The organism is Patulibacter americanus DSM 16676 (assembly GCF_000420025.1).
GTDB classification, from domain to species: Bacteria; Actinomycetota; Thermoleophilia; order Solirubrobacterales; family Solirubrobacteraceae; genus Patulibacter; species Patulibacter americanus.
The window spans coordinates 1-22,153 of the sequence record NZ_ATUD01000017.1; the positions used below are offsets into that span (position 1 = coordinate 1).

A 22,153-nucleotide genomic window follows, 5' to 3' on the forward strand; every position below is an offset into this window, starting at 1 on the left:
GAGCCGTGGCCGGCGGTCGCGGACGGCGTACCGCAGGACGTGCGGCGCGGCGAACCGCAACGGCGGGGCGGCCACTGCGCCCTGCCGGCCGCGGCTCCCTAGAATTCCCGTGTATGTCGCCCGTCGCCCCCGCCGAAGTGGACGCCCGTCTGGTCGCGCGCCTTCGCGGTGCGGGCCTGCGGGTCACGCCTCAGCGCCTGGCGCTGCACCGCCTGGTCGCCGGGAGCCCGCGCCACGTGACGGCCGAGGCGCTGCTGCGCGAGGCGGCGACCGAGCTTCCCGGCCTGGCGCTGCCCACGGTCTACTCGACGCTCGAGCTGTTCGCGGAGCTGGGCGTCGTGCGTCGCGTCGCCGCCCCCGGCGCCGCACGGTACGACACCGATCCGTCCCCGCACGACCACTTCACGTGCGTCCGCTGCGGGCAGCTGTACGACCTCGACACGAGCGCCGGCCGCGCGGCCGCCCGCCGTGCCGCGGAGTCCGCCGGGCACCAGGTCGAGGCCGCGACGGTCGTCGTGACCGGCCTCTGCGTCTCCTGTCTCGGCTGAGCCGCGCGGCGTCCGTGTAGTCGTCGACCACCTCCACGGTGGCAAACGACGACACGGACGCTCGCGCCGGTCGCCCCCGAATCGGGCGTTCGGCCCCCGTCGGTCCTGGGGGACGCCGTGCCCGCACCCCGCGCGGCCCGGCACGCTGATCCCCCCGGCGCCGCCCGCCCTCCGGGGCGCAGTCGTAGGATCGATGGCATGTCCGTTCCGACCGCCGGCCTCTACGACATCCCGGAGGAGTTCGCCGAGTTCCGCGACCTCGTCCGGCAGATCGCGCAGGAGCGGATCGCTCCGCGGGCGGCCGAGATCGACGCCACGGGCGAGTACCCGTGGGACGTCCGCAAGCTCCTGTCGGAGCAGGACATCATGGGCCTCGCGGTGCCGGAGGAGTACGGCGGCGCGCACATGGGGACGCTCATGCTGCAGATGGCGGTGGAGGAGATCGCGAAGGTCGACGCGTCCTCCGCGCTCATGCTGATGGTGCAGGAGCTCGGCTCGCTACCGATCCGCCTGTTCGGCTCGGAGGAGCTCAAGGGGCGGTTCCTGCCGAAGATCGCCACGGGCGAGTGGTCTCCCGCCTTCGCGCTGTCGGAGCCCGAGGCCGGCTCGGACCCCTCCGCGATGAAGACCCACGCCGTCCTCGACGGCGACGAATGGGTCATCAACGGCGGAAAGAACTGGATCACGAACACGTCGATCGCCGACTTCTACGTCGTCTTCGCCAAGACGGACATCGCCGCCGGGCGCGTCACCGCGTTCGTCGTGGAGAAGGACCGGCCCGGCCTCTCCTGGGGTCCGCTGGAGCACAAGCTCGGCATCAAGGGCTCGCCCACGGGCTCCCCGACGTTCGACGACGTCCGCGTGCCGCAGGCCAACGTCGTCGGCGAGGTCGGCCGCGGGATGCGTGTCGCGCTCGGCACCCTCGAGCGCACGCGGCTCGGTGCGGCGGCCCAGGCCGTCGGGATCGCCCAGGGCGCCATCGACTACGCCCGCGACTACGCGAAGGGCCGGATCGCGTTCGGGCAGCCGATCGCGACGTTCCAGGGCCTGCAGTGGAAGCTCGCCGACGCCGAGACCCGAACGGCCGCGGCCCGCGAGCTGCTCTACAAGGCCTGCGCGATGGCCGACCGCGACCCCAAGCCGGAGGACCTCGGCAAGTGGACGTCGATGGCCAAGCTGTTCGCGTCCGACACCGCGATGGACGTCACCGTCGACATGCTCCAGATCCTCGGCGGCTACGGCTACGTGAAGGACTACCCCATGGAGCGGTTCATGCGCGACGCGAAGATCACCCAGATCTACGAGGGCGCGAACGAGATCCAGCGCATGATCGTCTCGCGCTCCATGCTCCGATAGCCCGTCCTGGCCTGCCGGTCGCGGCGGTCGCGTACGCTGGGCGCATGACCAGTCGCACGCCGATCGTCGTGGCGCTCGCCGGGATCTGCCTGGCCTCGACGCTCGGGTACCTCCTCGTCGGAGACTGGGTCGGCGACAGCACGGTCCGGGTGATCCAGCAGCTCGGCGTCATCGGCACCGTGCTCGGCGTGATCCTCGGCGTTCTGGCGCTCATCGTGAGCAAGCTCTCGGACTACCAGGAGCCCGCGTCGGACGACGACTTCGAGCGCGTCGTGGCCCGCTCGGAGTTCCTGGCCGAGCAGGGCTTGGCCGTCGACCCGGACGAGGGTGAGTTCCTCGCCCGCGACCCGTTCGACGACCACGACTTCGAGAAGCTCGTCCGCGACGCCCTCGACGACCTCCCGGACCTGCTGCTGGGCGTGCTCGACACGAACGTCGCCGTCGTCATCTCCGACCTCGGCCGCCGGCACGGCGCCTACGGCCTGTACATGGGCGACGGCGCCACGCGTGACGACCACTCCGACCGGATCATGATCTTCCGCGACACCCTGCGGCGCGACTTCGGGCACGACCCGGACCTGCTGCGCGAGCAGGTCACGATCACCGTCCGCCACGAGCTCGCCCACCACGTGGGCTTCGACGAGCTCGGCGTGCGCGACCTCGGGCTGTAGGCCGCCGGGCGGCGCGGGGCAACACCGTCCGCCCTGCCGTCGTCGGCCCTGCCGTCGTCCTCCACGCAGGGCAGCGAACGGACCCCTTCCGCGGCGGCCTGCCGCGGGTCCGCGCCGGACGGCCGTGGCGAATTCATTGACTGACCAGTCAATCTAGTGGGTAACATGCGACACGACCGCACCACCCCGAGGAGTCGCCGTGTCTTCCGAAGTCGTCATCGTCGATGCTGTCCGCACCCCGATCGGCCGCGCCGTCAAGGGCTCGCTGAAGGACGTCCGGGCGGACGACCTCGCCGCCCTGCCGATCAAGGCGCTCATGGAGCGCAACCCCGGCGTCGACTGGTCCGAGACCGTCGACGTCCTGATGGGTGCCGCGTCGGGCGAGGGCGAGCAGAGCTACAACATCGCCCGCAACGCCGCGCTCCTGGCAGGCCTGCCCTTCGAGGTCCCGGGCGTCACGACCAACCGCTTCTGCGCGTCCTCGCTGCACACGATCCGCACGGCGTTCCACGCCATCGCCGCGGGCGAGGGCGACCAGTACATCGCCGCCGGCGTCGAGGCCGTCTCCCGCACCGTCCAGGGCGGCCAGTGGGAGTTCCACCCGCAGCTCAACGGCTCGGAGGGCTCGATCTGCAACGTCTACCTGCCGATGGGCCTCACCGCCGAGAACGTCGCGAAGGAGTGGGGGGTCTCCCGCGAGGCGCAGGACGAGTGGGCCGCCACGTCGCAGCAGCGCGCCGTCGCGGCCCAGGAGTCGGGCCACTTCGACAAGGAGATCGTCCCCGTCACGCTCGCCGACGGCACCGTCGTGTCGAAGGACGACGGCCCGCGCCCCGGCACCACCGTCGAGAAGCTCGCGCAGCTCAAGCCCGTCTTCGACCCGGAGAACGGCACGGTCACCGCCGGCAACGCCTGCCCGCTCAACGACGGCGGCGCCGCCACGCTGATCATGAGCGCCACGAAGGCGGAGAAGCTCGGCCTCACGCCGCGCGCCCGCATCATCGCCACCTCCGTCGCGGGCGTCCGCCCCGAGGTCATGGGCGTCGGCCCGATCCCCGCGATCCAGAAGCTCCTGGCCGCCACGGGCAAGACGATCGAGGACATCGACATCGTCGAGATCAACGAGGCCTTCGCCGCCCAGATCGTCCCCTGCAAGCAGGAGCTCGGCATCGCGGACGAGCAGCTCAACCCCTTCGGCGGCGCGATCGCCCTCGGCCACCCGTTCGGCATGACCGGCGCGCGCATCATGACGACGCTCATCAACGGCCTCGAGGCCAAGAACGGCCGCTACGGCATCGAGTCGATGTGCGTGGCCGGCGGCATGGGCATGGCCGCGCTCATCGAGCGAATCTGAGGCTGGGGTCGGGCGCCGGCAGTGGTCGTCGGCCGGCGCTGCGTCCGGGGTTCGCCGGATCGCTCCCACCCCCGTCCGCCATCCGCGCCCGACCGGGGCGCGGCGGGTGGCGACGAGGCTCAGTCGTCGGGCGTACGCCGGTCGACCGCGACCGCCGCACTGTCTGCGCGTGGCGGTGCCGCATCGGCCCTGGCGGGACGCCGGCCGCATCCGGTGGTCGGTCCGCGGCGTTGGAAGGGGCAGATGACCCTTCGTTCCCTGGGCCGCCCGCGTGCGGTCGGCCTCGCCCCGTTCCTCGTGGCCGGCGCGCTGCTCGCCGGCTGTGGCTCCGACGCGCCGTCGGGCGAGTCCGCCTCGGTGACGGCCGCCCCGCCGGCGACCACCGCGCCGACGGCCCCGGAGACAGCGCCTCCCGGGCCCGGGGCGATGCCGCCTGGGCACGGGCCCCGCGGTGGGCTCCCGGCGCTCGAGCAGGTGCCGCGGCGGGCCGAGGGGGCCGCCGATCCGGCCGCGCGTCGGGTCGCCGAGGAGTGGTTCGCGCGGGTGCGGCGCGGCGACGACGTCGGCGCGGCGGCGCTCATGGCCGACGGGACCCGGTACGTCAACGGCGCCATCCTCGTGCTGCGCAACCGCACCGCCCGGGTCGCCGCCGCCGCCGGCCTGCCCTGCGGGGCGCTGCCGATCGAGATCGGCGGCGCGGCCGGCGGCTACGTCGTCCTCAGCATGCGCCTGACGGCGAAGGCGGGCGCCGGGTCGTGCGACGGCGAGGGCTCCGCCGTGTCCGTCGCCATCCACGTGAAGACCGGGGACGGGCCCGCGCGCATCGACGACTGGGTGCGCGTCGACCCCGGCAGTGCGCCCGACCCGGGCACTCCGGTCTAGGGCGCGGAGCGTCCGGCCGACGGCGGTCACGTCCCGCCGTCCGGCGGGTCCGTCGTACGGCGTCCTCCCCGGCCCGCCGCACGCGACCGTAGGCTCGCCCCATGCGCGTAGGGATCCTGACCGCCGGCGGCGACTGCCCGGGACTGAATGCGGTGATCCGCGCCGCGGGCCGCAAGCTGCTCCGCGAGGGGCACGAGCCCGTCGGGCTGCTGCGCGGCTACCGCGGCCTGGCCCACCAGGAGCACCGCTCGCTCGACCACGAGGCGCTCTCCGGCCTGCTGCCGATGGGCGGCACGATCCTGTCGACGTCGAGCTACGACCCGTTCCGCCACGACGACGGCCCGGCGCTCGTCCGCGCCGCGATGGAGCGCTGCGACGTCGACGCGGTCATCGCCATCGGCGGCGAGCACACCATGGAGATCACCCGCGAGCTCCACGCCCAGCTCGGCCTGCCCGTCGTCGGGGTGCCGAAGACGATCGACAACGACATCGTCGGCACGGACCGCACGTTCGGCTTCGACACCGCCGTCCACGTCGCGACGGAGGCGATCGACCGGTTGCACTCGACGGCGCAGAGCCACGACCGCGTGATGGTCGTCGAGGTCATGGGCCGCAACGCCGGCTGGATCGCGGTGACGGCGGGGATCGCCGGCGGCGCCGACGGCATCCTCGTGCCCGAGGTCGACATCCCGGTGGAGCAGATCGCCTCCACCATCCGCCAGCGCCACGACCGCGGCAAGGATTTCTCGATCATCGTCGTCTCGGAGGGCGCGCGGCTGGCGTTCGAGGACGGGTCGAGCAAGAAGGTCCGCGCGAACGAGACCACCGACGAGTACGGCTACGAGCGCCTCGGCGGGATCGGGGCGGCGCTGGCGCAGGAGCTCGAGGCCGCGACGGGCTACGAGACCCGCGTCGTCGTCCTCGGCCACATCCAACGCGGCGGCACCCCGACCGCCACGGACCGCGTGCTGGCCACCCGCTACGGCGTCGCGGCCGCCGAGGCCGTCATGGCCGAGCACTACGGCACCATGGTCGCCCTGCGCGGCAGCGAGATCGTGCCGATCCCGCTCGCCGAGGTCGTCGGCGTCAAGGGCGTCGACCTGCGCCTGCTCGAGCTCGCGACGACGTTCTTCTAGGCCGGACGCCGTCCGGGCGGCACGGGCGCCGGGGCGCGGCTTGTGCCGCCCCCGGATGCGCCACAGGATCGCCCGGCTCCGGGGAGCGACGACCAGGGCCCCGCGCCGGACCACCTGCGACGATCCGCCGCGATGCGGATCGTCACCGTCGTGGGCAACCGCCCCCAGTTCGTCAAGGCCGCCGCGGTCTCGCGCCGCCTGCGGGAGCACCACGACGAGGTGCTGATCCACACGGGGCAGCACCACGACGACGCGCTCTCGGCCGTCTTCTTCCGCGAGCTCGACCTGCCGGCGCCCGACCACGAGCTGCGGCTCGGCGGGGGGACGAACCTCGCCCAGACCTCGCGCATGCTCGTCGAGCTCGAAGGGCTGCTGCGGGGCGCGCTGGACGACGGTCCCGTCGACGGGGTGCTCGTCTACGGCGACACGAACACCACCCTGGCCGCCGCGCTCGTCGCCGCCGACCTCGGGGTGCCGATCGCGCACGTCGAGGCCGGCATGCGCTCCTTCGACCGCCGGATGCCGGAGGAGCGCAACCGCGTCGTCACCGACCACCTCGCGCAGCTCCTGCTCGTCCCGACCGCCACTGCGGAGCGCAACCTCGAGCGCGAGGGTCTGGGGGAGCGGGTCGTCGACGTCGGTGACGTGATGACGGACGTGACGCTGCTCGTGCACCCGAAGGCCCGGGAACGCGCGGGGGAGTGGCTCGCCGCGCGGGACCTGCGGCCCGGCGGCTACGTGCTGGCGACCGCCCACCGCGCCGGCAACGTCGACGACCCGGACCGCCTGGCCGCGCTGGTCGACGTGCTGCTGGCGGTGGCCGCGCCGGAGCGCCCGCTCGTCCTGCCGCTGCACCCGCGCACCGCGGCCCGGTTGACCGAGCACGGCCTGGACGAGCGCCTGCGCGGCGCCCCGGGCGTGCGGCTCGTCGAGCCGGCGGGCCCGCTGGACTTCGCCACCCTGCTCGTCGGCGCGGAGTCGGTGCTGACCGACTCGGGCGGCGTGCAGAAGGAGGCCTACCTCGCGGGGATCCGCTGCGTGACGTTGCGCGACACGACGGAGTGGGGCGAGACCGTCCAGACGGGCTGGAACGCCCTCGTGGACCTCGACGCCGAGGCCGCGGTGGCCGCGCTCGCGGTGCCGGTGCCGCGCGAGCACCCCGACGTCTTCGGCGACGGCCGCGCGGGCGAGCGGGTCGTGCAGGCCCTGGAGCGCGGGCTGGCTGCGCCCCCGCGCTGAGGACCCGGCGGCGTCAGCCGCCGACGTTCCAGCGCACGAGCGCCGGGCGCTCGCGCTCCGAGCCCAGCACGGAGTAGGCCGCCGTGCCGAGCACGAGCTGGGCGCCGAAGGCGGCGGGCTGCTCGAGCCAGCGGGCCGCCAGGATCCGCAGCAGGTGGCCGTGGGCGACGACGAGGACGTCGCCGCCGCCGTGGGCGTCGCCGGCCGCACGGGCCCGGGCGATCGCGCCGTCGACGCGGGCGCCGACCTCGTCGATCGTCTCCGCGTCCTGCGTGGGGGTGGTCCACGAGTTCCAGCCGGGCTGCTCCTCGCGCAGCTCGGCGGTCGTGATGCCCTCCGCAACGCCGTAGTCGCGCTCCCGCAGGTCGTCGTCGAGCTCGTAGGGCTCGCCGGGTCGCGCGATCTCCAGGGTCTCGCGAGCGCGGGACAGGGGGGAGGAGCGGATGGCCACGAACCGCTCGGCGCGCAGGCGGTCGCCGAGCTTGCCCGCCTGCTCCCGTCCGCGGTCGGTCAGCGGGATGTCGGTGCGGCCCGTGTGCCTGCCGGTGCGCGACCACTCCGTCTCGCCGTGGCGCGCGAGCCACAGCCGCGTCTCGCCCTCGGCGGGCGGCGCCATCCCGTCCGGCCCGGCCCGGTGGGCGGACACGCCGTCCGGGGTCACGACGGGACCGCCGCGCCGCGCGGGCTCACGCTCGGACCCGCCACGTCGTCCGGGGTCACGCGGGGACCGATCCGGCGGCGCGGGCGTCGGTCAGCGCCGCCTCGTCCGCGATGATCAGGAGCCGGTCCGCGGGCAGCAGGCTCGCGGGAGCGTCGACGCCGGGCACCGCGAGGGTGCGCGCGAGCGCCTCGGCCTTGCCGGCGCCCGTCACGAGCAGCACGAGCCGGCGCGCGGCCTGCAGCGCCGGCAGGGTGAGCGTCACGCGCTCCGGCGGCGGCTTGGGCGAGTCGAGCACGCCGACGGTGACGCCGTCGGCCTCGAGCGCCGGGTGGCCGGGGAAGAGCGACGCGGTGTGGCCGTCCTCGCCCATGCCGAGCAGCACGACGTCGAGCGGGTCCTCACCGAGCGCCGCGGCGTAGGAGCGCGCCCGCTCGCCGGCGGAGCCGCGCTCCGAGAGGCGGTGCAGGACGTGGCCGCGGTCGGCGCCGAGCGCCTCGTCGACGAGCCGGGCGTTGCTGTCCGGGCTGTCGTAGGGCACGCAGCGCTCGTCGGCCAGGAAGACGTCGACCGCGGGCCAGTCCTCCACGAGGGGACCGAGCTGCTCGTACGCCTTGACCGGCGTGGTGCCGCCCGAGAGCGCCACGCGGACGCGGTCGGCGCCGCCGGAGCGGGTCTCGGCCACGGCGTCGGCCAGGGTGCGCGCCGCCAGCTCTGCGGCCGCGGCGGCGTCGGCCACGGCGACGATCCGAGGCCGCTCGCGCGGGGGCTGGGTGCTCTGCGGACCGTTCACGGCTGCACCGAGGGCGGGGTGGGGCCGAACGGGCCGGTGGGCTCGGAGGCGCGGATGACGTGCATGACGGCGTTGATCAGGGCCAGGTGGGTGAAGGCCTGCGGGAAGTTGCCGAGGTGCCGGCCCGTGCGGGGGTCGAGCTCCTCCGCGTAGAGCTGCAGGCTCGAGGCGAAGGACAGCAGGCGCTCGCACAGCTCGCGGCCGCGCTCGACCTCGCCGATCTCGACCAGGGCGGAGACGAGCCAGAAGGAGCAGATCGTGAACGTGCCCTCCTCGCCCGAGAGGCCGTCGTCGGTCTCCTCGACCTTGTAGCGCAGGACGAGGCCCTCCTCCGTCAGCTCGTCCGCGATCGCCAGCACCGTGGCGCGGATCCGCGGATCGTCCGGGGGGAGGAACCGCACGAGCGGCATCATCAGCAGGGAGGCGTCGAGCGCGTCCGTGTCGTAGTGCTGGCAGAACACGCCGCGCTCGTCGATGCCGTGCTCGCAGATGTCGGCGTGGATCTCGTCCGCGATCTTCTGCCAGCCCACCGCGATCTCGTGCTCGCCGCGCAGCTCGGCCAGCCGGGCGCCGCGGTCCAGCGCGACCCAGCACATGACCTTGGACGAGGTGAAGTGCTGCAGCTCGCCGCGGACCTCCCAGATGCCGGCGTCCTTCTCGCGCCAGTGCGCGATCGCCTCGTCGACCTGCTTCTTCAGGATCGGCCAGATCGACTCGGGCAGCTGGTCGCGCGAGCGCGTGTGCAGGTAGATCGAGTCCAGCATCGCGCCCCAGACGTCGTGCTGGTTCTGGCGGTACGCGCCGTTGCCGATGCGCACGGGCCGCGCGCCGTCGTAGCCCTCGAGGTGGTCGAGCTCGAACTCCTCGAGCTCGCGCTCCCCGCCGATGCCGTACATCACCTGCAGTGGCTGCTCGCCCCGGGCGACGTCCTGGATGAAGTAGAAGAAGTCGTTGGCCTCTTCGTCGAAGCCCAGGGTGTAGAGGCCCCACAGCATGAACGTGGAGTCGCGGATCCACGAGTAGCGGTAGTCCCAGTTGCGCTCGCCCTGCGGCGTCTCGGGCAGCGAGGTCGTCGCGGCGGCGAGCATGGCGCCGGTGGGGGCGAACGTCAGGCCCTTCAGCGTGATCGCCGAGCGCTGCAGGTGCGTCCGCCACGGGTGGTCGGGGAACTCGCCGTGCGAGAGCCACTCGTGCCAGAAGTCGGCGGTGTAGTTCAGCCGGGCGTGCGCGTCCTCGTAGGTCTGCGGCGCGCCGTGGTTGGACCACGAGAGGGCGATGAAGTGCGTGTCGCCGGCACGGACGGTGGTGCGGGCGCGGGCGCGCTGGGCCTCGAAGCCCAGGCGCAGGTCCGTGGTCAGCGTGAGCTCGGTCTCGCCGCCCGGGTCCTTGATCTTCCCGATCCCGTAGCCCTCGGAGCCGTAGGACCAGGTGCCGTGGCGCTGGCCGTAGTCGAAGACCGGCTCGCACTCCATGTACATCTCGACGTAGCCGTTCACGCAGCGGATGGTCCGCAGCAGCACGTGGTCGGCGTCGTCGTCCGTGGGGGAGCGGCGGTGCGTCTCGGAGCGCTCGCCCTCGTGGTGCCAGGGACCGACGAGCAGCGCGTCGCGGACGACGACCCAGCCCGTGCGGGTGCCCCAGGTCGTCTCGAGGATCATCGTCCCCGGCAGGTAGCGCCGACCCGCCGGGACGGCCTGGCCGACGGGCGCCACGCGGAACTGGCCGGCGTCGCGGTCGAGGATCGCGCCGAACACGGACGGGGAGTCGTGCCGGGGCAGGCACATCCACTCCACGCCGCCCGACGGACCGATGAGCGCATTGCTCTCGCAGTCCGAGAGGAACGCGTAGTCCGCGATCGGCGGGAAGGGGGAGTTCTGGTGCGGGCGTTCCACGGGGCTCAAGTGCACGAGAGCAGTCTCCGGGCGGTGTCGAGGGCGCCGACGTAGCCGTCGTCCGGAACGAGGGTACGGCGCAGGGCGCGGCCGAGCACGCCCGCCTCGCCGCGCGAGGCGCCGAGGACGGTCCACTGGCGCTCGACGGCCGGCTCGCCGGCGCCCGGGCCGCTCTGGTCGCCCTGGACGTCGAGGCGGCGGGCGCGGAGCCCACCGGGGTTGCGGCCCAGCGCGAACGCCGAGCCGTCGCGGGAGGACACCGCGGTGCCGGCGAGGCCCTGCACGCCCACGTCGACGGGGGTCAGCCGCAGGCCGACGTCGTGGCCGGCCGCGTCGAGCACGCGGAAGCCCTCGCAGCGCCAGTTCAGGCGGTTGCCGAGCCAGCCGAGGAAGAGCCACGCGGCGGCCTCGGAGCCGGGGTGATGCTGCACGTGGACGTCGCGGATGGACCACAGGCCCGCGCGGCGGTGCGCGGGCTCGTAGTGGGCGGCGAGTCGCAGGCGCCACGGCGTGGCGCGCAGCCACGCGAGGTCGACGACCTGCAGGCCCCGCGGGTCGATGAGCCCCGCGGCCTCGTCGAACCCGGTCGCGATGTCCGCCGCGTCCGTGGTGTCGAGCATCACCGTCTGGGCGATCTCGCCGAGGGACTCCAGCGCGGCGCCGTGGCCGTGCGGGGCCCACACGAGCGTCGGCACGTCCGTCATCACCATGGGGTCGATGATCGACTCCAGGCGGGTCAGGTGGCGCTCGGCGACGTCGAGCATCACGAGCTCGTTGGCCGCCTCGGCCGCGCCGTCGCCCTGCGTCGCCACGGTCACGCGGGCGCTCAGGCCCTTGCGCTTGGGGTGGACGCGGATCAGGATCGTGCGGGACGGGGCGTTGCGGCCGATGCCCTCGAGCCGCCGGGCGATCTCGCCGGCGTAGTCGGCGTCGACGATCGCCACGAGGTTGAGCGCGCGGGCCTGCAGGCCGCCGGAGCGGCGCTGGAACCGCTCGCGCTCCAGGGCGCGCATGGCCTGCTCGACGGCGGCGGGGTCGACGTCGTCCTGCTGCCAGACCGTGTGCTCCACGATCAGGGCGTCCGTGTCGAGGACCGCGCCGGGACCGGGCTCGCCGGCCGGCGGCCGATCCGTGTGGTCCCCGGACATCAGATCGCCCGCCAGCGGTCGCCCGGCATCAGGATGCGGCGCTGCGTCTTCGGGCCGTCCGAGCCGGCCGGGTACTCGTCCGGCGGCGCCGACGAGCGGGCCCAGCCCTGCATGATGGGGTCCATCACGGCCCACTGCGCCTCGACCTCGTCGGCGCGCGTGAAGAGCGTCGCGTCGCCGCGCAGCGCGTCGGTGATCAGGCGCTCGTAGGCCTCGGGCGAGGTCGAGAGGAACGCCGTGCCGTAGGAGAAGTCGAGCGTCACGGGGCGCAGGTGCATGCCGGAGCCCGGCACCTTCGCGGCCATCTTGATCGACACGTGCTCGTCGGGCTGGATGGAGAAGACGATCTGGTTCGGCTCGACCGCGCTGCCCTGGAAGGCCATGTGCGGGACGGGCTTGAGCGTGACCGCGATCTCCGTGAGCTTGCGCGAGACGCGCTTGCCCGTGCGGATGTAGAACGGGACGCCGGCCCAGCGCCACGTGTCGACCTCGAGCCGCAGCGCGACGAACGTCTCCGTGACGGAGTCCGCCGGGACGTCGGGCTCCTCGAGGTAACCCGGGACCTCCTCGCCGGCGATGGCACCCGGGCCGTAGCGGCCGCGGACGGCGACCTCCTCGATCCGATCCGGGTCGATCGGGTTGATCGCCCGGAGGATCTTGACCTTCTCCGTGCGCAGGTCGTCCGCGGTGAAGTCCGTCGGCGGCTCCATCGCCAGGTGGCAGAGGAGCTGCAGCAGGTGGTTCTGGACGAGGTCGCGCAGCGCGCCGGCGGTGTCGTAGTACCCGGCGCGGCCCTCGAGGCCCACGGACTCGCCCGCCGTGATCTGCACGGACGCGATGTGGTTGCGGTTCCAGATCGGCTCGAACAGCCCGTTGGCGAAGCGCAGCGCCAGCAGGTTCTGGACGGTCTCCTTGCCCAGGTAGTGGTCGATGCGGAAGACCTGCTCCTCGCGGAGCACGTCGAGCACGCGCCGGTTGAGCTGGTGCGCCTCGGCCTTCGTGGTGCCGAACGGCTTCTCGATGACGACCCGCACGTCGGACTCCTCGCGGTCCGACAGTCCGTGGGCGCCGAGCTGCTCGACGATCGGGCCGAAGAACCGGGGGGCGGTCGAGAGGTAGAACGCGCGGTTGAGCGCCTGTCCCGCGTCGAGGTCCAGCGCGTCCAGGCGCGGCTTGAGGGCGACGTAGGCGTCGTCCTCCTCGAACCCGCCCGTGACGTACCCGACGTTCTCGAGGAACGCGTCGAGCACCGTCGGGTCCGCGGGGCGTCGCGAGAACTTCGTGATCGCCTCGCGGACGTCCTGGCGGTACTCCTCGTCCGTCAGCTCGCTGCGCGCCACGCCGACGAACGCGAAGCGCTCCGGGAGCGCCCCGTCGTGCGCCAGGTTGTAGAGCGCCGGCAGCAGCTTGCGCCGCGCCAGGTCGCCCGTCGCCCCGAAGATCACCAGGACCGAGGACGGCGGCGGCAGCTGGTCGAGTCCCTCGCCGAGGGGGTTGTCTTCGATGGTGGTGCTGCTGTCGGGGCTCATGGGTGTCCGGTCCGCGGAGGGGTCGGTCTTCGGGGTCTTGGGGGTCTTGGGGTGGTCGGCCGGTCAGGCGTTGCGCTTGACGGCGTGACCGCCGAACTGGTTGCGCAGCGCCGCCAGCACCTTGCTCTCGTAGTCGTCCTCGCCGCGGGAGCCGAAGCGGGCGAAGAGCGACGCCGTGATGGCGGGCACCGGGACGTTGTGGTCCAGGGCGGCCTCGATGGTCCAGCGGCCCTCGCCGGAGTCGTCGACCCACGGCTGCAGGGCGTCGAGACCCGTGCCCTCCTCCTCGAAGGCACGGGCGGAGAGCTCGTTGAGCCAGGAGCGCACGACGGAGCCCTGCTCCCAGAGGTGCGCGACGCGGGCGAGGTCGAGCTCGGGGTTGTTCTTGTGCAGGAGCGCGAAGCCCTCCGCGAACGCCTGCATCATCCCGTACTCGATGCCGTTGTGGACCATCTTCACGAAGTGGCCCGAGCCCGACTCGCCGACGTGCTCCCAGCCCCGCTCGCCGATGACGTGGCGCGAGCTCTCGCTCGTCTCCGGCGCGAGCGAGTCCAGCACGGGGGAGAGGGTCTCGACGGCCTCGGCGGGGCCGCCGACCATCATGCAGTAGCCGACGTCCAGGCCCCACACGCCGCCGGAGGTGCCGACGTCGAGGTAGTGGATGCCCTTCTGCGCCAGCTCGGAGCTGCGGGCGGCGTCGTCGCTCCAGCGGCTGTTGCCGCCGTCGACGATCACGTCGCCCTCGTCCATCAGCTGACCGAGCTCGTGGACGGTGGAGATCGTCGGCACGCCGTGGGGCACCATGACCCACACGTGGCGCGGGCCGTCCATGGCGGCGACGAGCGCCTCGAGCGAGTCGACGGCGCGGGCGCCGGTCTCCTCGGCCAGGGCCTGGGTCAGGGCCAGGTCGCGGTCGTAGGCGACGACGTCGTGGTCGTCGCGGCGCAGGCGGCGGACCATGTTGCCGCCCATCTTGCCGAGTCCGACGAAGGCGATCTGCATCAGTGGTCCTCCTCGATTGCGGTGACGAGCGCCTCGAGGCGCTCGAGCCAGTCGCTGCCCAGGTTGACCCGCAGGACGGGCCGGTCGTGCGCGGACAGCGTGCGGTAGTCGCCCTGCGACTGGGCGTGGAACAGCGTGCGGAAGGACGTGGTCGGGTTGGCGGGGCCACCCTCCTCGCCGTCCTTCGCGGGGGCCGGGATGGTGCGCTCGGCCCGCGGGTCGTGCTCCAGGATCAGGTAGCGCCCGACGGGCTGGCCGCCCTTGTGGAGCTGCCCCGTGGAGTGCAGGTAGCGGGGGCCGAAGCCCGTGGTGATCGCGGCGTCCGTCTTCGCGGCGATGGCGGCCCGCAGGCGGCCGATCGTCGCGGCGGCGTTCGCGCTCGGGGGCAGGTAGGCGAGGATCGCCAGGTACCCCGGGGCGGCGAGGCCGTCGACGAAGCGCACGACGTCCTCCGGCTCGAGCTCGGGCGCCCCCTCGATCTTCCCGCCGCCCTGGACCTCGGTCAGGACGGCCTGCGTGGCGTCCTTGGCGGCCTGCACGTCGGGCTGGTCGAACGGGTTGATGCCGAGGCCCCAGCCGACGACGGCGACGGCCACCTCGGTCGCGGTGAACGCGGCGCCGAGCGCCTCCTCGCCGTCGAGCACGAGCTCGAGGATCGGCACGCCGGCGGCGGCCGCCTCGGCGAGCTCGTCCTCGAGCGCCGGGTCGTCGGCCGAGCCGCGCAGCACGAGCAACTGCCGGTCGGAGCCGACCGTCTTCAGCGCGCTCGCGTCGGCGGCGGGATCGTCCACGACGGGGACCACGCCGACGCCGTGCTTGCCCGTCGACTCCGCGACGAGCTGCTCGAGCCAGAGGCCGAAGGACGCCAGGCGGGGGTCCTGCACCTTCAGCGTCAGCTTGTCCCGGCCGGCCTGCGCCAGCGCGGTGATCGCGGCGCCCAGGCGGACGGGAGCGTTGTCGGCGACGGGGCCGCGGGAGGCCTCGAGCGCGCGCTTGCCGCCGTGGAGCAGCGTGCCGAGGTCGGCGCCGACGAGCGCGGCGGGGACCGTGCCGAAGGGAGAGAGGGCGCTGTAGCGGCCGCCGATCTCCGGATCGCCGTGGAGGATGGCGCGGAACCCGTGGGCCTTGGCCATCGTCTCGAGCCCGGAGCCCGGGTCGGTCACGGCGACGAACGCCTTGCCGTCCGGGTTGCGCTCCCAGAAGTGCCGGAAGAGCGACACGGTCTCGAGCGTGCCGCCGGACTTCGTCGATACGAGGACGAGCGTGCGCTCGGGCTCCGTCGCCGCCTCGACGGTGGCGATCGCGTCGGGGTCGGTCGAGTCGAGCATCCGCAGGCGCAGGTGGTCGCCCTGGCCGCCGCTCCACTCCCAGATGACCTCGGGGGCGAGCGAGGAGCCGCCCATGCCGACGAGCACGACGTCGGTGTAGCCGTCCGCGGCCACCTCGGAGGCGAGGGTCTCGAGCCGCGACTGCTGCTCCAGCCCGTGGTCCGGGGCGTCGAGCCAGCCGAGCCGGTTCGCGACCTCGGGCTGGCCCGCGGGCCCCCAGAGCGTGTCGTCGCGTTCCCAGAGGCGTTCGGGGACGCGCTCCTCCTCCGCGCGGCGTACGAGGGCCTGGACGGCCTGCTCGTGCTCGTCGCTCAGGCGCCAACGCAGGACGGGGGGACTGCTCATGCGGGGGTGCTCTCCTCGATTCGGGCCAACAGTGCGGCGCCACGGAGGCCCGCCTGGGGGCCGTGCTGGGCGACGCGGATCTCGGTCTGGATTCCCAGACCGGGCAACAACAAGCGCTTCGCGGTCTCCCGCGCCGGGCCGACGAGCAGCTCGCCGGCGCGGGAGACGCCGCCGCCGATCACGACGGCCTCCGGCTCCAGCAGCGTCACGACGGACGCGATGCCGACGCCGAGGCGCTCGCCCAGGATCCGCAGCGCGTCGACGGCGGCGTCCTCGCCGGCCTCGGCGGCGTCGGTGATGGCGGGGCCGTCGGCGTAGCCGCGGTCGCGCGCCAGGCGGTCGAGCGCGCGGCCGCTGGCCCAGTACTCCAGCGACGCGGGATGCGGGGCGTCGACGGGCGCGGGCGCGCCGTCGAGCAGGTCCGCGGCGACGATGAGGTGGCCGAGCTCGAAGGCCGAGGTGTGCGAGCCGTGCAGGGGACGGCCGCCGAGGACCGCGCCGCCGCCGATGCCGGTGCCGACCGTGATGCACACGAGCGACTCGTGCAGCAGGTGCAGGTCGTCGTCCCAGGCCTCGGAGAGCGCCGCGAGGTTGGCGTCGTTGTCGACGTGCACGGGGACGCCGAGGCGCTGGGCGAGCTCGTCGCGCAGCGCGACGTCGCGGAACGCGTCGATGTTGGCCGAGCTCATGACCCGGCCGTCCGAGATCCGGACGACGGAGGGGACCCCGACCCCGACGGAGTCCACGGGACCGAGCGTGCCGACGAGGCGGGCGATCTGACTCAGCAACGCCTCCGGCTCGTCGAGCTCCGTGGGCTCGAGTTGGTGAGGGGTCAGGGTGGTTCCGTCGAGGAGGCCGACTGCGACCTTGGTGCCTCCGACGTCCACTCCCGCTGTCCGGGACGTGCGATCCATCCCGGCGAGGTTCGCACATCGGCCGCCGCTCCTTGGTGGCCGCACGTGAACATCCGGGACGATCGGGCTGGACGGACGGCGCACGCGGGCCGTCGCATCGGACGCAACCGCCCGCCCGGGCGCTGCGTAGTCTGCGGTGATGGTCGAGACGACGGCTCCCGAGCGGATCCTGCTGACCGGTGCGACGGGCGCCATCGGCGGCCGCCTGCTCCCCGCCCTGCTCGAGCGTGACGCGCCCGTGCGCGCGCTCGTCCGGGACCCGGCCAAGGCGTCGCTGCCCAGCGCGGTCGAGACCGTCCGTGGTGACGTCTTCGCGGGGGAGGGCATGGACGCCGCGTTCGAGGGCGTCGACGTGGCCTACTACCTCATCCACGCCATGGGCCGTGGGAACAAGGGCGACTTCGCCGAGCTGGACCGGCGCGGCGCCCACGCGTTCGGCGCCGCCGCCGGCCGGGCGGGCGTGCGCCGGGTGATCTACCTCGGCGGTCTCGGCGGCCGGGGCGAGGAGCAGTCCCACCACCTGCAGAGCCGGGCCGAGGTCGCGAAGATCCTCGCCGCCCACGTGCCCGAGCCCGTCCACGCCCGCGCGGCGATGGTGATCGCGTCCGACAGCCAGTCGTTCGTGATCCTCAAGCACCTCGTCAGCCGGCTGCCCGTGATGATCTGCCCGGAGTGGGTCGGCACCTCGAGCCAGCCCATCGCCGCCCGCGACGTCGTCTCCGCGCTACGTGCGCTGTCCGAGGTCGACGGCGTGCCGGACGAGGTGCAGCTCGGCGGCGCCGAGGTCCTGACCTACCGCGAGATGATGCTGCGGACCGCCGACGCGCTCGGCCGCCGCCGCCCGCCGATGGTCCCCGTGCCGTTCATGACCCCGAAGCTCTCGTCCCTCTGGGTCAGCCTGTTCGGCGGCGTGGAGTACCCGCTCGTGCGCCCCCTCGTCGACGGCCTGCGCGCCGAGATGATCGTGCGCGAGCCCCCGCCCGCGGGCGTGAACGACGCCCCGCTGGGCTTCGACGCCGCGGCGCGCGAGGCCCTCGCGGGCTCCTGAGCGGCGCGGCCCGCGCCCCGGCGCCCTCCGCGAGTGCTTGACTAGGGCGCGATGCCGTTCGCCCCGCTGATCGCCGTCGTGATGATGGTGACCCTGCCGCTGGCCCTCCGGATCATGCGCGCGCGCCTGAAGGCGCAGGAGCGGCACGACCGGATCCGCATCGGCGCGCTCGTCAACCACACGGGCCTCGACACGGGCACGGGCTCCGTCTACTCCATCCAGACGGCGTCGATCACGACGCCCACGGAGCGGCTCGACGAGATCTGGACGACGGAGCACCTCGAGCGCCTCGCGCGCTCCTACTGGCTCTACATGGAGAAGTTCTCGCTCGGCCTCGTGCGCGTGCACTACGACGCGCGCGGCCGCTACGTCTGCTTCCTCTCCAAGCGGCTCCCGCTGCTCGGGTTCAAGGAGCCGGAGTACGAGTTCGGCGAGCGGCTCGGCGTCGTGCGCTGGCCCATCGACCGCGGCCTGCTGATCTCGCGCAAGGGCCGGGGCCGCGGCTACCTCGAGATCGAGGTCCACCGCCGCGACGGCGTGGGCGAGGACGGCGACCCGATGAGCCGGGCGTACGTCGAGCTCGAGGTCTCGGGCTTCTACCCCACGATGTCGTCGGGCATCGCCTACTGGATCTACAAGCAGACCCAGTCGCGCTACCACGTGCTCCTGGCCTACGGCTTCATCCGCTCGCTCGCGTCGGCGGACCTGGCGCCGTCCAAGATCGGCCGCTTCGCCCGCGTGTTCCAGGGCAGTGGCGAGGCCCCGCCGGAGAAGATCCCGCAGACGGGCACCCGCGAGCTGAGCGACGAGGGCGACCCCGAGGTCCTCGGCGAGCCGCGCGGCCCGCTCGGCTGAGCGCGCCGCGGGCGCTGCGTCCTACGAGATGCCGTAGCCCGGCATGTCGACGAGCTTCAGGCGGCGGTGGCGCGCGTTCACGCGGCGGATCGTGTCGGAGCCGGCGCGCATGACGACGGACTCCGTCGTCGCGCCGCCGCCGGGCAGCCGGCGGACGCCCTGCAGCAGCTCGCCGTCCGTCACGCCGGTGGCGGAGAACAGGCACTGGTCCGCGTTGACCAGGGTGTCCTGCGTGAGCTGGGCGTCGAGGTCGTATCCGCCGGCGATGGCGGCCTTGCGCTCCGCGGCGTTGCGCGGGTAGAGGCGGCCGACGATCGCGCCGCCCAGGCACTTGATGGCGGCGGCGGAGATAACGCCCTCCGGCGTGCCCCCGATGCCCCACAGGAGGTCCACGGCGGACTCCTCCATGCACGCCAGCAGCGAGCCGGCGACGTCGCCGTCGGAGATCAGGCGGACCTTGCCGCCCGCGCTGCGGATCGCGTCGATCTGCTGCTCGTGGCGGGGCCGGTCCAGGACGACGGTCAGGACCTCGGAGACGTCCTTCTTGCGCCGCTCGGCGATGAGGCCGATCGTCTCGGTGACCGGGCGGTCGAGGTCCAGGAGGTCGGCGATGTCGCGGTCGCCGGCGAGCTTCTCCATGTAGACGCAGGGTCCCGGGTCGAACATCGACCCGCGCGGCGCGATCGCGATGACGGCGAGGGCGTTGGGCTGGCCCTTGGCGGTCAGCGTCGTGCCCTCGAGCGGGTCGACGGCGATGTCGACCTGGGGGCCCTCGCCGTTGCCGACGCTCTCGCCGTTGTAGAGCATCGGCGCCTCGTCCTTCTCGCCCTCGCCGATGACGACGACGCCGTCCATCGCCACGGTCTCGAGGACGTGGCGCATGCCGTCGACGGCGGCCTGGTCGGCGGCGATCTTGTCGCCGCGTCCGGCGAGACGGGACGCCGCGAGCGCGGCCGCCTCCGTCGTGCGGACGAGCTCCATGGCGAGGGTGCGGTCAGGCGTGGTGGTCATGCTCTCGGATGCTCGGGAGTTGGACGAGGCACGCTCGGCGCGCCTGCGCGGGCCGGGGCGATGCGTGGCCGGGAGCTTATGGCGCGCCGCCCGAGGGCGCGCGCCGCGCGGATGCCGCGCGGCGCGGGCTGCGGCTCAGCGCATCGCCGGGGCGTTGCCCGGCGTCTTGAGCCGCGGGAGGTCGTCGCGCTGCAGGAAGGTGACGGCGCCGACGCCGTCGAGTCCGACCTCGTCCGCCACGTTCTTCGTCAGGTCGAGCGAGGCGCCGTTGGCGAACGGGCCGCGGTCGATCACGGGCGCGACCACGGAGCGGCCGCCCATCCGGACCTCGACCTGCGTGCCACACGGCAGGGTGCGGTGCGCGATGCCGACCGTGTCCTTCTGCAGCTTCAGGCCGCAGGCGGTCTTCCGGCCGTAGAAGCCCGGGCCGTACCAGGTGGCCTTCGCGCGGCCGAGGACGGCGATCGTCACGGTCTCGGAGGTCGCGGCGGCGGTGCGGGAGCCGGCCTTCGCGGCCTTCTCGTCGTCGAGCACGACGCGCAGCTCGTGGACCCGGGCGGCGCTCGTCTTCCAGGTGGAGGAGAAGCTGCCGGTGCTGCGGACCTTCGTGGTCAGCGCGCGCGCCCAGCGACCGCCGGGCGTGCGTCGCTGGACCTGCACCGTGCGGCCGGCGAGGTCGGCCCGGAACGTCCCGGCGACCTTGACGGGGCGCCCGGGCTTGGACGACGGCGACGCCGTCCAGGTGCCGGCACCGGCGAGCTCGGCGCTCGCGGTCGTCGGAGCGCCGGCCTCGGCGACGGGCGCGGGGTCGGCGGCGGGCGGCGCCGCGGGGGCGGCCGCGGCGGGCGGGGCGACGCCACCGGTCGGGGCGTCCGCCGCACGGGCGGCAGCGGGCATGGCGAGAAGCGTCAGCAGGCCGAGAGCGGCCGTGCGACGCACGGTCAAGTGTGCGGTCACGTCATCCAGTTGGTCTCGTTCCGTGCCTACGGGGTGAGCTGTCGGGCTCGCGCTGAACGAGTGCGCTACGGACCACAACCGGTCCGATTCGCCCCGACGACCGGCCTTCTCAGGCGGGTCGCGGTGGGTCCCCCGTTCCGGATCGATCAGGTCGGTCCGGACTCGGCGACGAGGAGTATGGCAGACGTTCGCCGGGGGTCATAACGCGGGGTGGAACCCGCGTGCCGACGGGGGCTCGGAGGAGGGGTGAGGGCGGGCCGGTCGACGGCGAGGCGGCGCGACGGGAGGCGTGGCGGGCGGCGTGGCGGGGGGCGTGGCGGGCGGCACGACGGGTGGCGTGGCGGGGCACGACGGGTGGCGTGGCGGGGCACGACGGGTGGCGTGGTGGGCGGCACGACGGGTGGCGTGGCGGGCGGGCGCCCGGCCGGGCCGGCGATGTACGTCTCGCGGGGCGGTCCCGGACGATTCGTGCATCGTGGGGGCCAGGGACCGACGACGTACGAATCGGCCCGGCCGGCCACGCCGAGACCTCCATCGGCGTGTCGGGGTTGCGGAGCGGCGCGCCGCCGGAGGCCTACCGGCGGACGATCCGACCCAAGACGCCCCGCACGAGGCGCTCGCCGCCGTGGACCGCGCCGCCCACGAGCCCCGGCAGGCCTCCGCCGCCGTCCTTCGCGCCGTCCTCCGTCCGCGGCGTCGCCCACCCCGAGCGGGGCGCAGGCGGGACGGGCGGCGAGTCGGGAGCCGGGCCGCGCCGGACGCTGCGGTTGGCCGACGGCCGGGCGGCTTCGACCTTTGCGCGGCCGGGCTTCGTTCCGCCGGCCTTGGTGGTCGCGGCCTTGGTGCCACCGCCCTTCGCCGCGCTGGCCTTCGCCGCGGCGGCCTTCGTCCCGCTCTTCGTGCCGCCGGCCTTGGGTGTGGCGGCCTTCGACCCGTCGGCTTTCGTCCCGCCGGTCTTGCCCGTGGCGGCTCGGGTCTTCGCCGCCCCGGTCGCGCCGGCGGCCTTGCGGTCGCGGGCCGTCGTGCCGGTCGTCCGGGCCCCGTCGGCCTGCGCCTCGCCGGTCGCGTCGGCCTGGGCGCGCGGGGGGTTGGGCTCGTCGACCGCCACGGGGTCGGAGGGGACGGCGGCCCGGCGGGTGCTGCGGCGTCCCGGGCGGGTGGCGGGCAGGTTGCCCAGCACGCCGTCGGCCCCTGCGTGGTCCTGCGGATCGTCGGCCATCGTGGGAGGATGGTGGCGTACGCGGGCTCGGAACGCATCCTTCGCGTGCGATGGGGCACACGACGGCCCTTTCCGGCGCTTTTCGGCGTCGACGGGTGCACCTTTTCGGCCCCGGCGGTGTATTGGAACCTGACGTCGCTGCGACGCCCGGACGAATCCCCTTCACGCGCGGGATCCGTCCGGCGAACCGTGGTAGACTGCGAGAAGTCTGTCGGTAGCCTGGGCCGCTTGCGCCAATCACTCGATCTGGCCGACGCACTCCTCTTCT

General features: G+C 74.0%; 20 protein-coding genes and 1 riboswitch. Of the genes, 9 read left to right on the forward strand and 11 right to left on the reverse strand.

Features of this window, described 5'->3' with window-relative positions; genetic code table 11:
• Window positions 1-113: 113 nt before the first annotated feature.
• The 7 genes from F593_RS0119390 (at window position 114) to wecB (ending at window position 7,186) form a co-directional block, all read left to right on the forward strand.
• A complete protein-coding gene (locus F593_RS0119390) occupies window positions 114-548 on the forward strand; it encodes a Fur family transcriptional regulator (RefSeq protein ID WP_022930405.1) in 435 nt (144 codons plus the stop codon).
• Window positions 549-746: 198 nt separating this feature from the next.
• Window positions 747-1,904: an acyl-CoA dehydrogenase family protein gene (locus tag F593_RS0119395; protein WP_022930406.1), complete on the forward strand. Its 1,158-nt coding sequence runs from the start codon at window positions 747-749 to the stop codon at window positions 1,902-1,904.
• A gap of 44 nt (window positions 1,905-1,948) precedes the next feature.
• Window positions 1,949-2,575: a metallopeptidase family protein gene (locus F593_RS28875; protein WP_022930407.1), complete on the forward strand. Its 627-nt coding sequence runs from the start codon at window positions 1,949-1,951 to the stop codon at window positions 2,573-2,575.
• A gap of 199 nt (window positions 2,576-2,774) precedes the next feature.
• A complete protein-coding gene (locus tag F593_RS0119405; protein ID WP_022930408.1) occupies window positions 2,775-3,929 on the forward strand; it encodes an acetyl-CoA C-acyltransferase in 1,155 nt (384 codons plus the stop codon).
• Window positions 3,930-4,172: 243 nt separating this feature from the next.
• The gene (locus F593_RS0119410; RefSeq protein ID WP_022930409.1) at window positions 4,173-4,811 is read left to right on the forward strand and encodes a hypothetical protein; all 639 of its coding nucleotides are present in this window, start codon (window positions 4,173-4,175) and stop codon (window positions 4,809-4,811) included.
• Between the two features lie 101 nt (window positions 4,812-4,912).
• Window positions 4,913-5,947, forward strand: coding sequence for a 6-phosphofructokinase (locus tag F593_RS0119415; RefSeq protein ID WP_022930410.1), 1,035 nt, complete (start codon window positions 4,913-4,915; stop codon window positions 5,945-5,947).
• 132 nt (window positions 5,948-6,079) lie between these two features.
• Window positions 6,080-7,186 (forward strand): non-hydrolyzing UDP-N-acetylglucosamine 2-epimerase, encoded by a 1,107-nt coding sequence (wecB, locus tag F593_RS0119420; protein ID WP_022930411.1) that lies wholly within the window; start codon window positions 6,080-6,082, stop codon window positions 7,184-7,186.
• A 13-nt stretch (window positions 7,187-7,199) separates the two neighbouring features.
• Here wecB and F593_RS0119425 read toward each other — a convergent pair whose 3' ends face one another.
• The 8 genes from F593_RS0119425 to F593_RS0119465 all read right to left on the reverse strand — a co-directional run bounded on the left by F593_RS0119425 (window position 7,200) and on the right by F593_RS0119465 (window position 16,795).
• Window positions 7,200-7,832 carry a histidine phosphatase family protein gene (locus F593_RS0119425; RefSeq protein WP_245540832.1) on the reverse strand — a complete coding sequence of 211 codons (633 nt, stop codon included), beginning with the start codon at window positions 7,830-7,832 and terminating at the stop codon, window positions 7,200-7,202.
• A gap of 70 nt (window positions 7,833-7,902) precedes the next feature.
• A complete protein-coding gene (pgl, locus tag F593_RS0119430) occupies window positions 7,903-8,583 on the reverse strand; it encodes a 6-phosphogluconolactonase (RefSeq protein WP_169449228.1) in 681 nt (226 codons plus the stop codon).
• 50 nt (window positions 8,584-8,633) lie between these two features.
• Window positions 8,634-10,544: a glycoside hydrolase family 15 protein gene (locus F593_RS26845; RefSeq protein ID WP_051160606.1), complete on the reverse strand. Its 1,911-nt coding sequence runs from the start codon at window positions 10,542-10,544 to the stop codon at window positions 8,634-8,636.
• Window positions 10,535-11,677: a glucose-6-phosphate dehydrogenase assembly protein OpcA gene (locus F593_RS0119440; RefSeq protein ID WP_022930415.1), complete on the reverse strand. Its 1,143-nt coding sequence runs from the start codon at window positions 11,675-11,677 to the stop codon at window positions 10,535-10,537. The genes F593_RS26845 and F593_RS0119440 overlap by 10 nt, the downstream gene beginning before the upstream one ends.
• Window positions 11,677-13,206, reverse strand: coding sequence for a glucose-6-phosphate dehydrogenase (gene zwf / locus F593_RS0119445; protein WP_022930416.1), 1,530 nt, complete (start codon window positions 13,204-13,206; stop codon window positions 11,677-11,679). Before zwf ends, F593_RS0119440 begins: the two co-directional genes overlap by 1 nt.
• 63 nt (window positions 13,207-13,269) lie before the next feature.
• Entirely contained in the window at window positions 13,270-14,208 is a 939-nt protein-coding gene (gnd, locus tag F593_RS0119455; RefSeq protein ID WP_022930418.1) for a phosphogluconate dehydrogenase (NAD(+)-dependent, decarboxylating), read from the reverse strand.
• Window positions 14,208-15,881 (reverse strand): transaldolase, encoded by a 1,674-nt coding sequence (locus F593_RS26850; RefSeq protein WP_022930419.1) that lies wholly within the window; start codon window positions 15,879-15,881, stop codon window positions 14,208-14,210. The genes gnd and F593_RS26850 overlap by 1 nt, the downstream gene beginning before the upstream one ends.
• Window positions 15,878-16,795, reverse strand: a complete 918-nt coding sequence (locus tag F593_RS0119465; protein WP_022930420.1) for an ROK family protein — start codon at window positions 16,793-16,795, stop codon at window positions 15,878-15,880. The genes F593_RS26850 and F593_RS0119465 overlap by 4 nt, the downstream gene beginning before the upstream one ends.
• Before the next feature lie 139 nt (window positions 16,796-16,934).
• Between F593_RS0119465 and F593_RS26855 the strand changes: the two genes are divergently transcribed.
• Window positions 16,935-17,843 (forward strand): NAD(P)H-binding protein, encoded by a 909-nt coding sequence (locus F593_RS26855; protein WP_022930421.1) that lies wholly within the window; start codon window positions 16,935-16,937, stop codon window positions 17,841-17,843.
• Window positions 17,844-17,894: 51 nt separating this feature from the next.
• Window positions 17,895-18,698 (forward strand): hypothetical protein, encoded by an 804-nt coding sequence (locus tag F593_RS0119475; RefSeq protein WP_022930422.1) that lies wholly within the window; start codon window positions 17,895-17,897, stop codon window positions 18,696-18,698.
• Window positions 18,699-18,719: 21 nt separating this feature from the next.
• Here F593_RS0119475 and glpX read toward each other — a convergent pair whose 3' ends face one another.
• From glpX to F593_RS0119490, 3 genes are all read right to left on the reverse strand, one after another.
• The gene (gene glpX / locus F593_RS0119480; RefSeq protein ID WP_022930423.1) at window positions 18,720-19,709 is read right to left on the reverse strand and encodes a class II fructose-bisphosphatase; all 990 of its coding nucleotides are present in this window, start codon (window positions 19,707-19,709) and stop codon (window positions 18,720-18,722) included.
• 135 nt (window positions 19,710-19,844) lie between these two features.
• Complete coding sequence (locus tag F593_RS28880) at window positions 19,845-20,606, reverse strand: septal ring lytic transglycosylase RlpA family protein (RefSeq protein ID WP_022930424.1); 762 nt, start codon at window positions 20,604-20,606, stop codon at window positions 19,845-19,847.
• Between the two features lie 69 nt (window positions 20,607-20,675).
• Window positions 20,676-20,844: riboswitch (cyclic di-AMP (ydaO/yuaA leader) on the reverse strand.
• 396 nt (window positions 20,845-21,240) lie between these two features.
• Window positions 21,241-21,885: a hypothetical protein gene (locus F593_RS0119490; protein WP_022930425.1), complete on the reverse strand. Its 645-nt coding sequence runs from the start codon at window positions 21,883-21,885 to the stop codon at window positions 21,241-21,243.
• Between the last annotated feature and the right edge of the window lie 268 nt (window positions 21,886-22,153).

Excerpts from the sequence above, each read along its gene's own strand:
- F593_RS0119390 (WP_022930405.1), top strand. The coding sequence starts at position 114 with ATGTCGCCCGTCGCCCCCGCCGAAGTGGACGCCCGTCTGGTCGCGCGC.
- F593_RS0119395 (WP_022930406.1), top strand. The coding sequence starts at position 747 with ATGTCCGTTCCGACCGCCGGCCTCTACGACATCCCGGAGGAGTTCGCC.
- F593_RS28875 (WP_022930407.1), top strand. The coding sequence starts at position 1,949 with ATGACCAGTCGCACGCCGATCGTCGTGGCGCTCGCCGGGATCTGCCTG.
- F593_RS0119410 (WP_022930409.1), top strand. The coding sequence starts at position 4,173 with ATGACCCTTCGTTCCCTGGGCCGCCCGCGTGCGGTCGGCCTCGCCCCG.
- F593_RS0119415 (WP_022930410.1), top strand. The coding sequence starts at position 4,913 with ATGCGCGTAGGGATCCTGACCGCCGGCGGCGACTGCCCGGGACTGAAT.
- wecB (WP_022930411.1), top strand. The coding sequence starts at position 6,080 with ATGCGGATCGTCACCGTCGTGGGCAACCGCCCCCAGTTCGTCAAGGCC.
- F593_RS0119440 (WP_022930415.1), bottom strand. The coding sequence starts at position 11,677 with ATGTCCGGGGACCACACGGATCGGCCGCCGGCCGGCGAGCCCGGTCCC.
- zwf (WP_022930416.1), bottom strand. The coding sequence starts at position 13,206 with ATGAGCCCCGACAGCAGCACCACCATCGAAGACAACCCCCTCGGCGAG.
- gnd (WP_022930418.1), bottom strand. The coding sequence starts at position 14,208 with ATGCAGATCGCCTTCGTCGGACTCGGCAAGATGGGCGGCAACATGGTC.
- F593_RS26850 (WP_022930419.1), bottom strand. The coding sequence starts at position 15,881 with ATGAGCAGTCCCCCCGTCCTGCGTTGGCGCCTGAGCGACGAGCACGAG.
- F593_RS0119465 (WP_022930420.1), bottom strand. The coding sequence starts at position 16,795 with ATGGATCGCACGTCCCGGACAGCGGGAGTGGACGTCGGAGGCACCAAG.
- F593_RS26855 (WP_022930421.1), top strand. The coding sequence starts at position 16,935 with ATGGTCGAGACGACGGCTCCCGAGCGGATCCTGCTGACCGGTGCGACG.
- F593_RS0119475 (WP_022930422.1), top strand. The coding sequence starts at position 17,895 with ATGCCGTTCGCCCCGCTGATCGCCGTCGTGATGATGGTGACCCTGCCG.
- glpX (WP_022930423.1), bottom strand. The coding sequence starts at position 19,709 with ATGACCACCACGCCTGACCGCACCCTCGCCATGGAGCTCGTCCGCACG.
- F593_RS28880 (WP_022930424.1), bottom strand. The coding sequence starts at position 20,606 with ATGCCCGCTGCCGCCCGTGCGGCGGACGCCCCGACCGGTGGCGTCGCC.
- F593_RS0119490 (WP_022930425.1), bottom strand. The coding sequence starts at position 21,885 with ATGGCCGACGATCCGCAGGACCACGCAGGGGCCGACGGCGTGCTGGGC.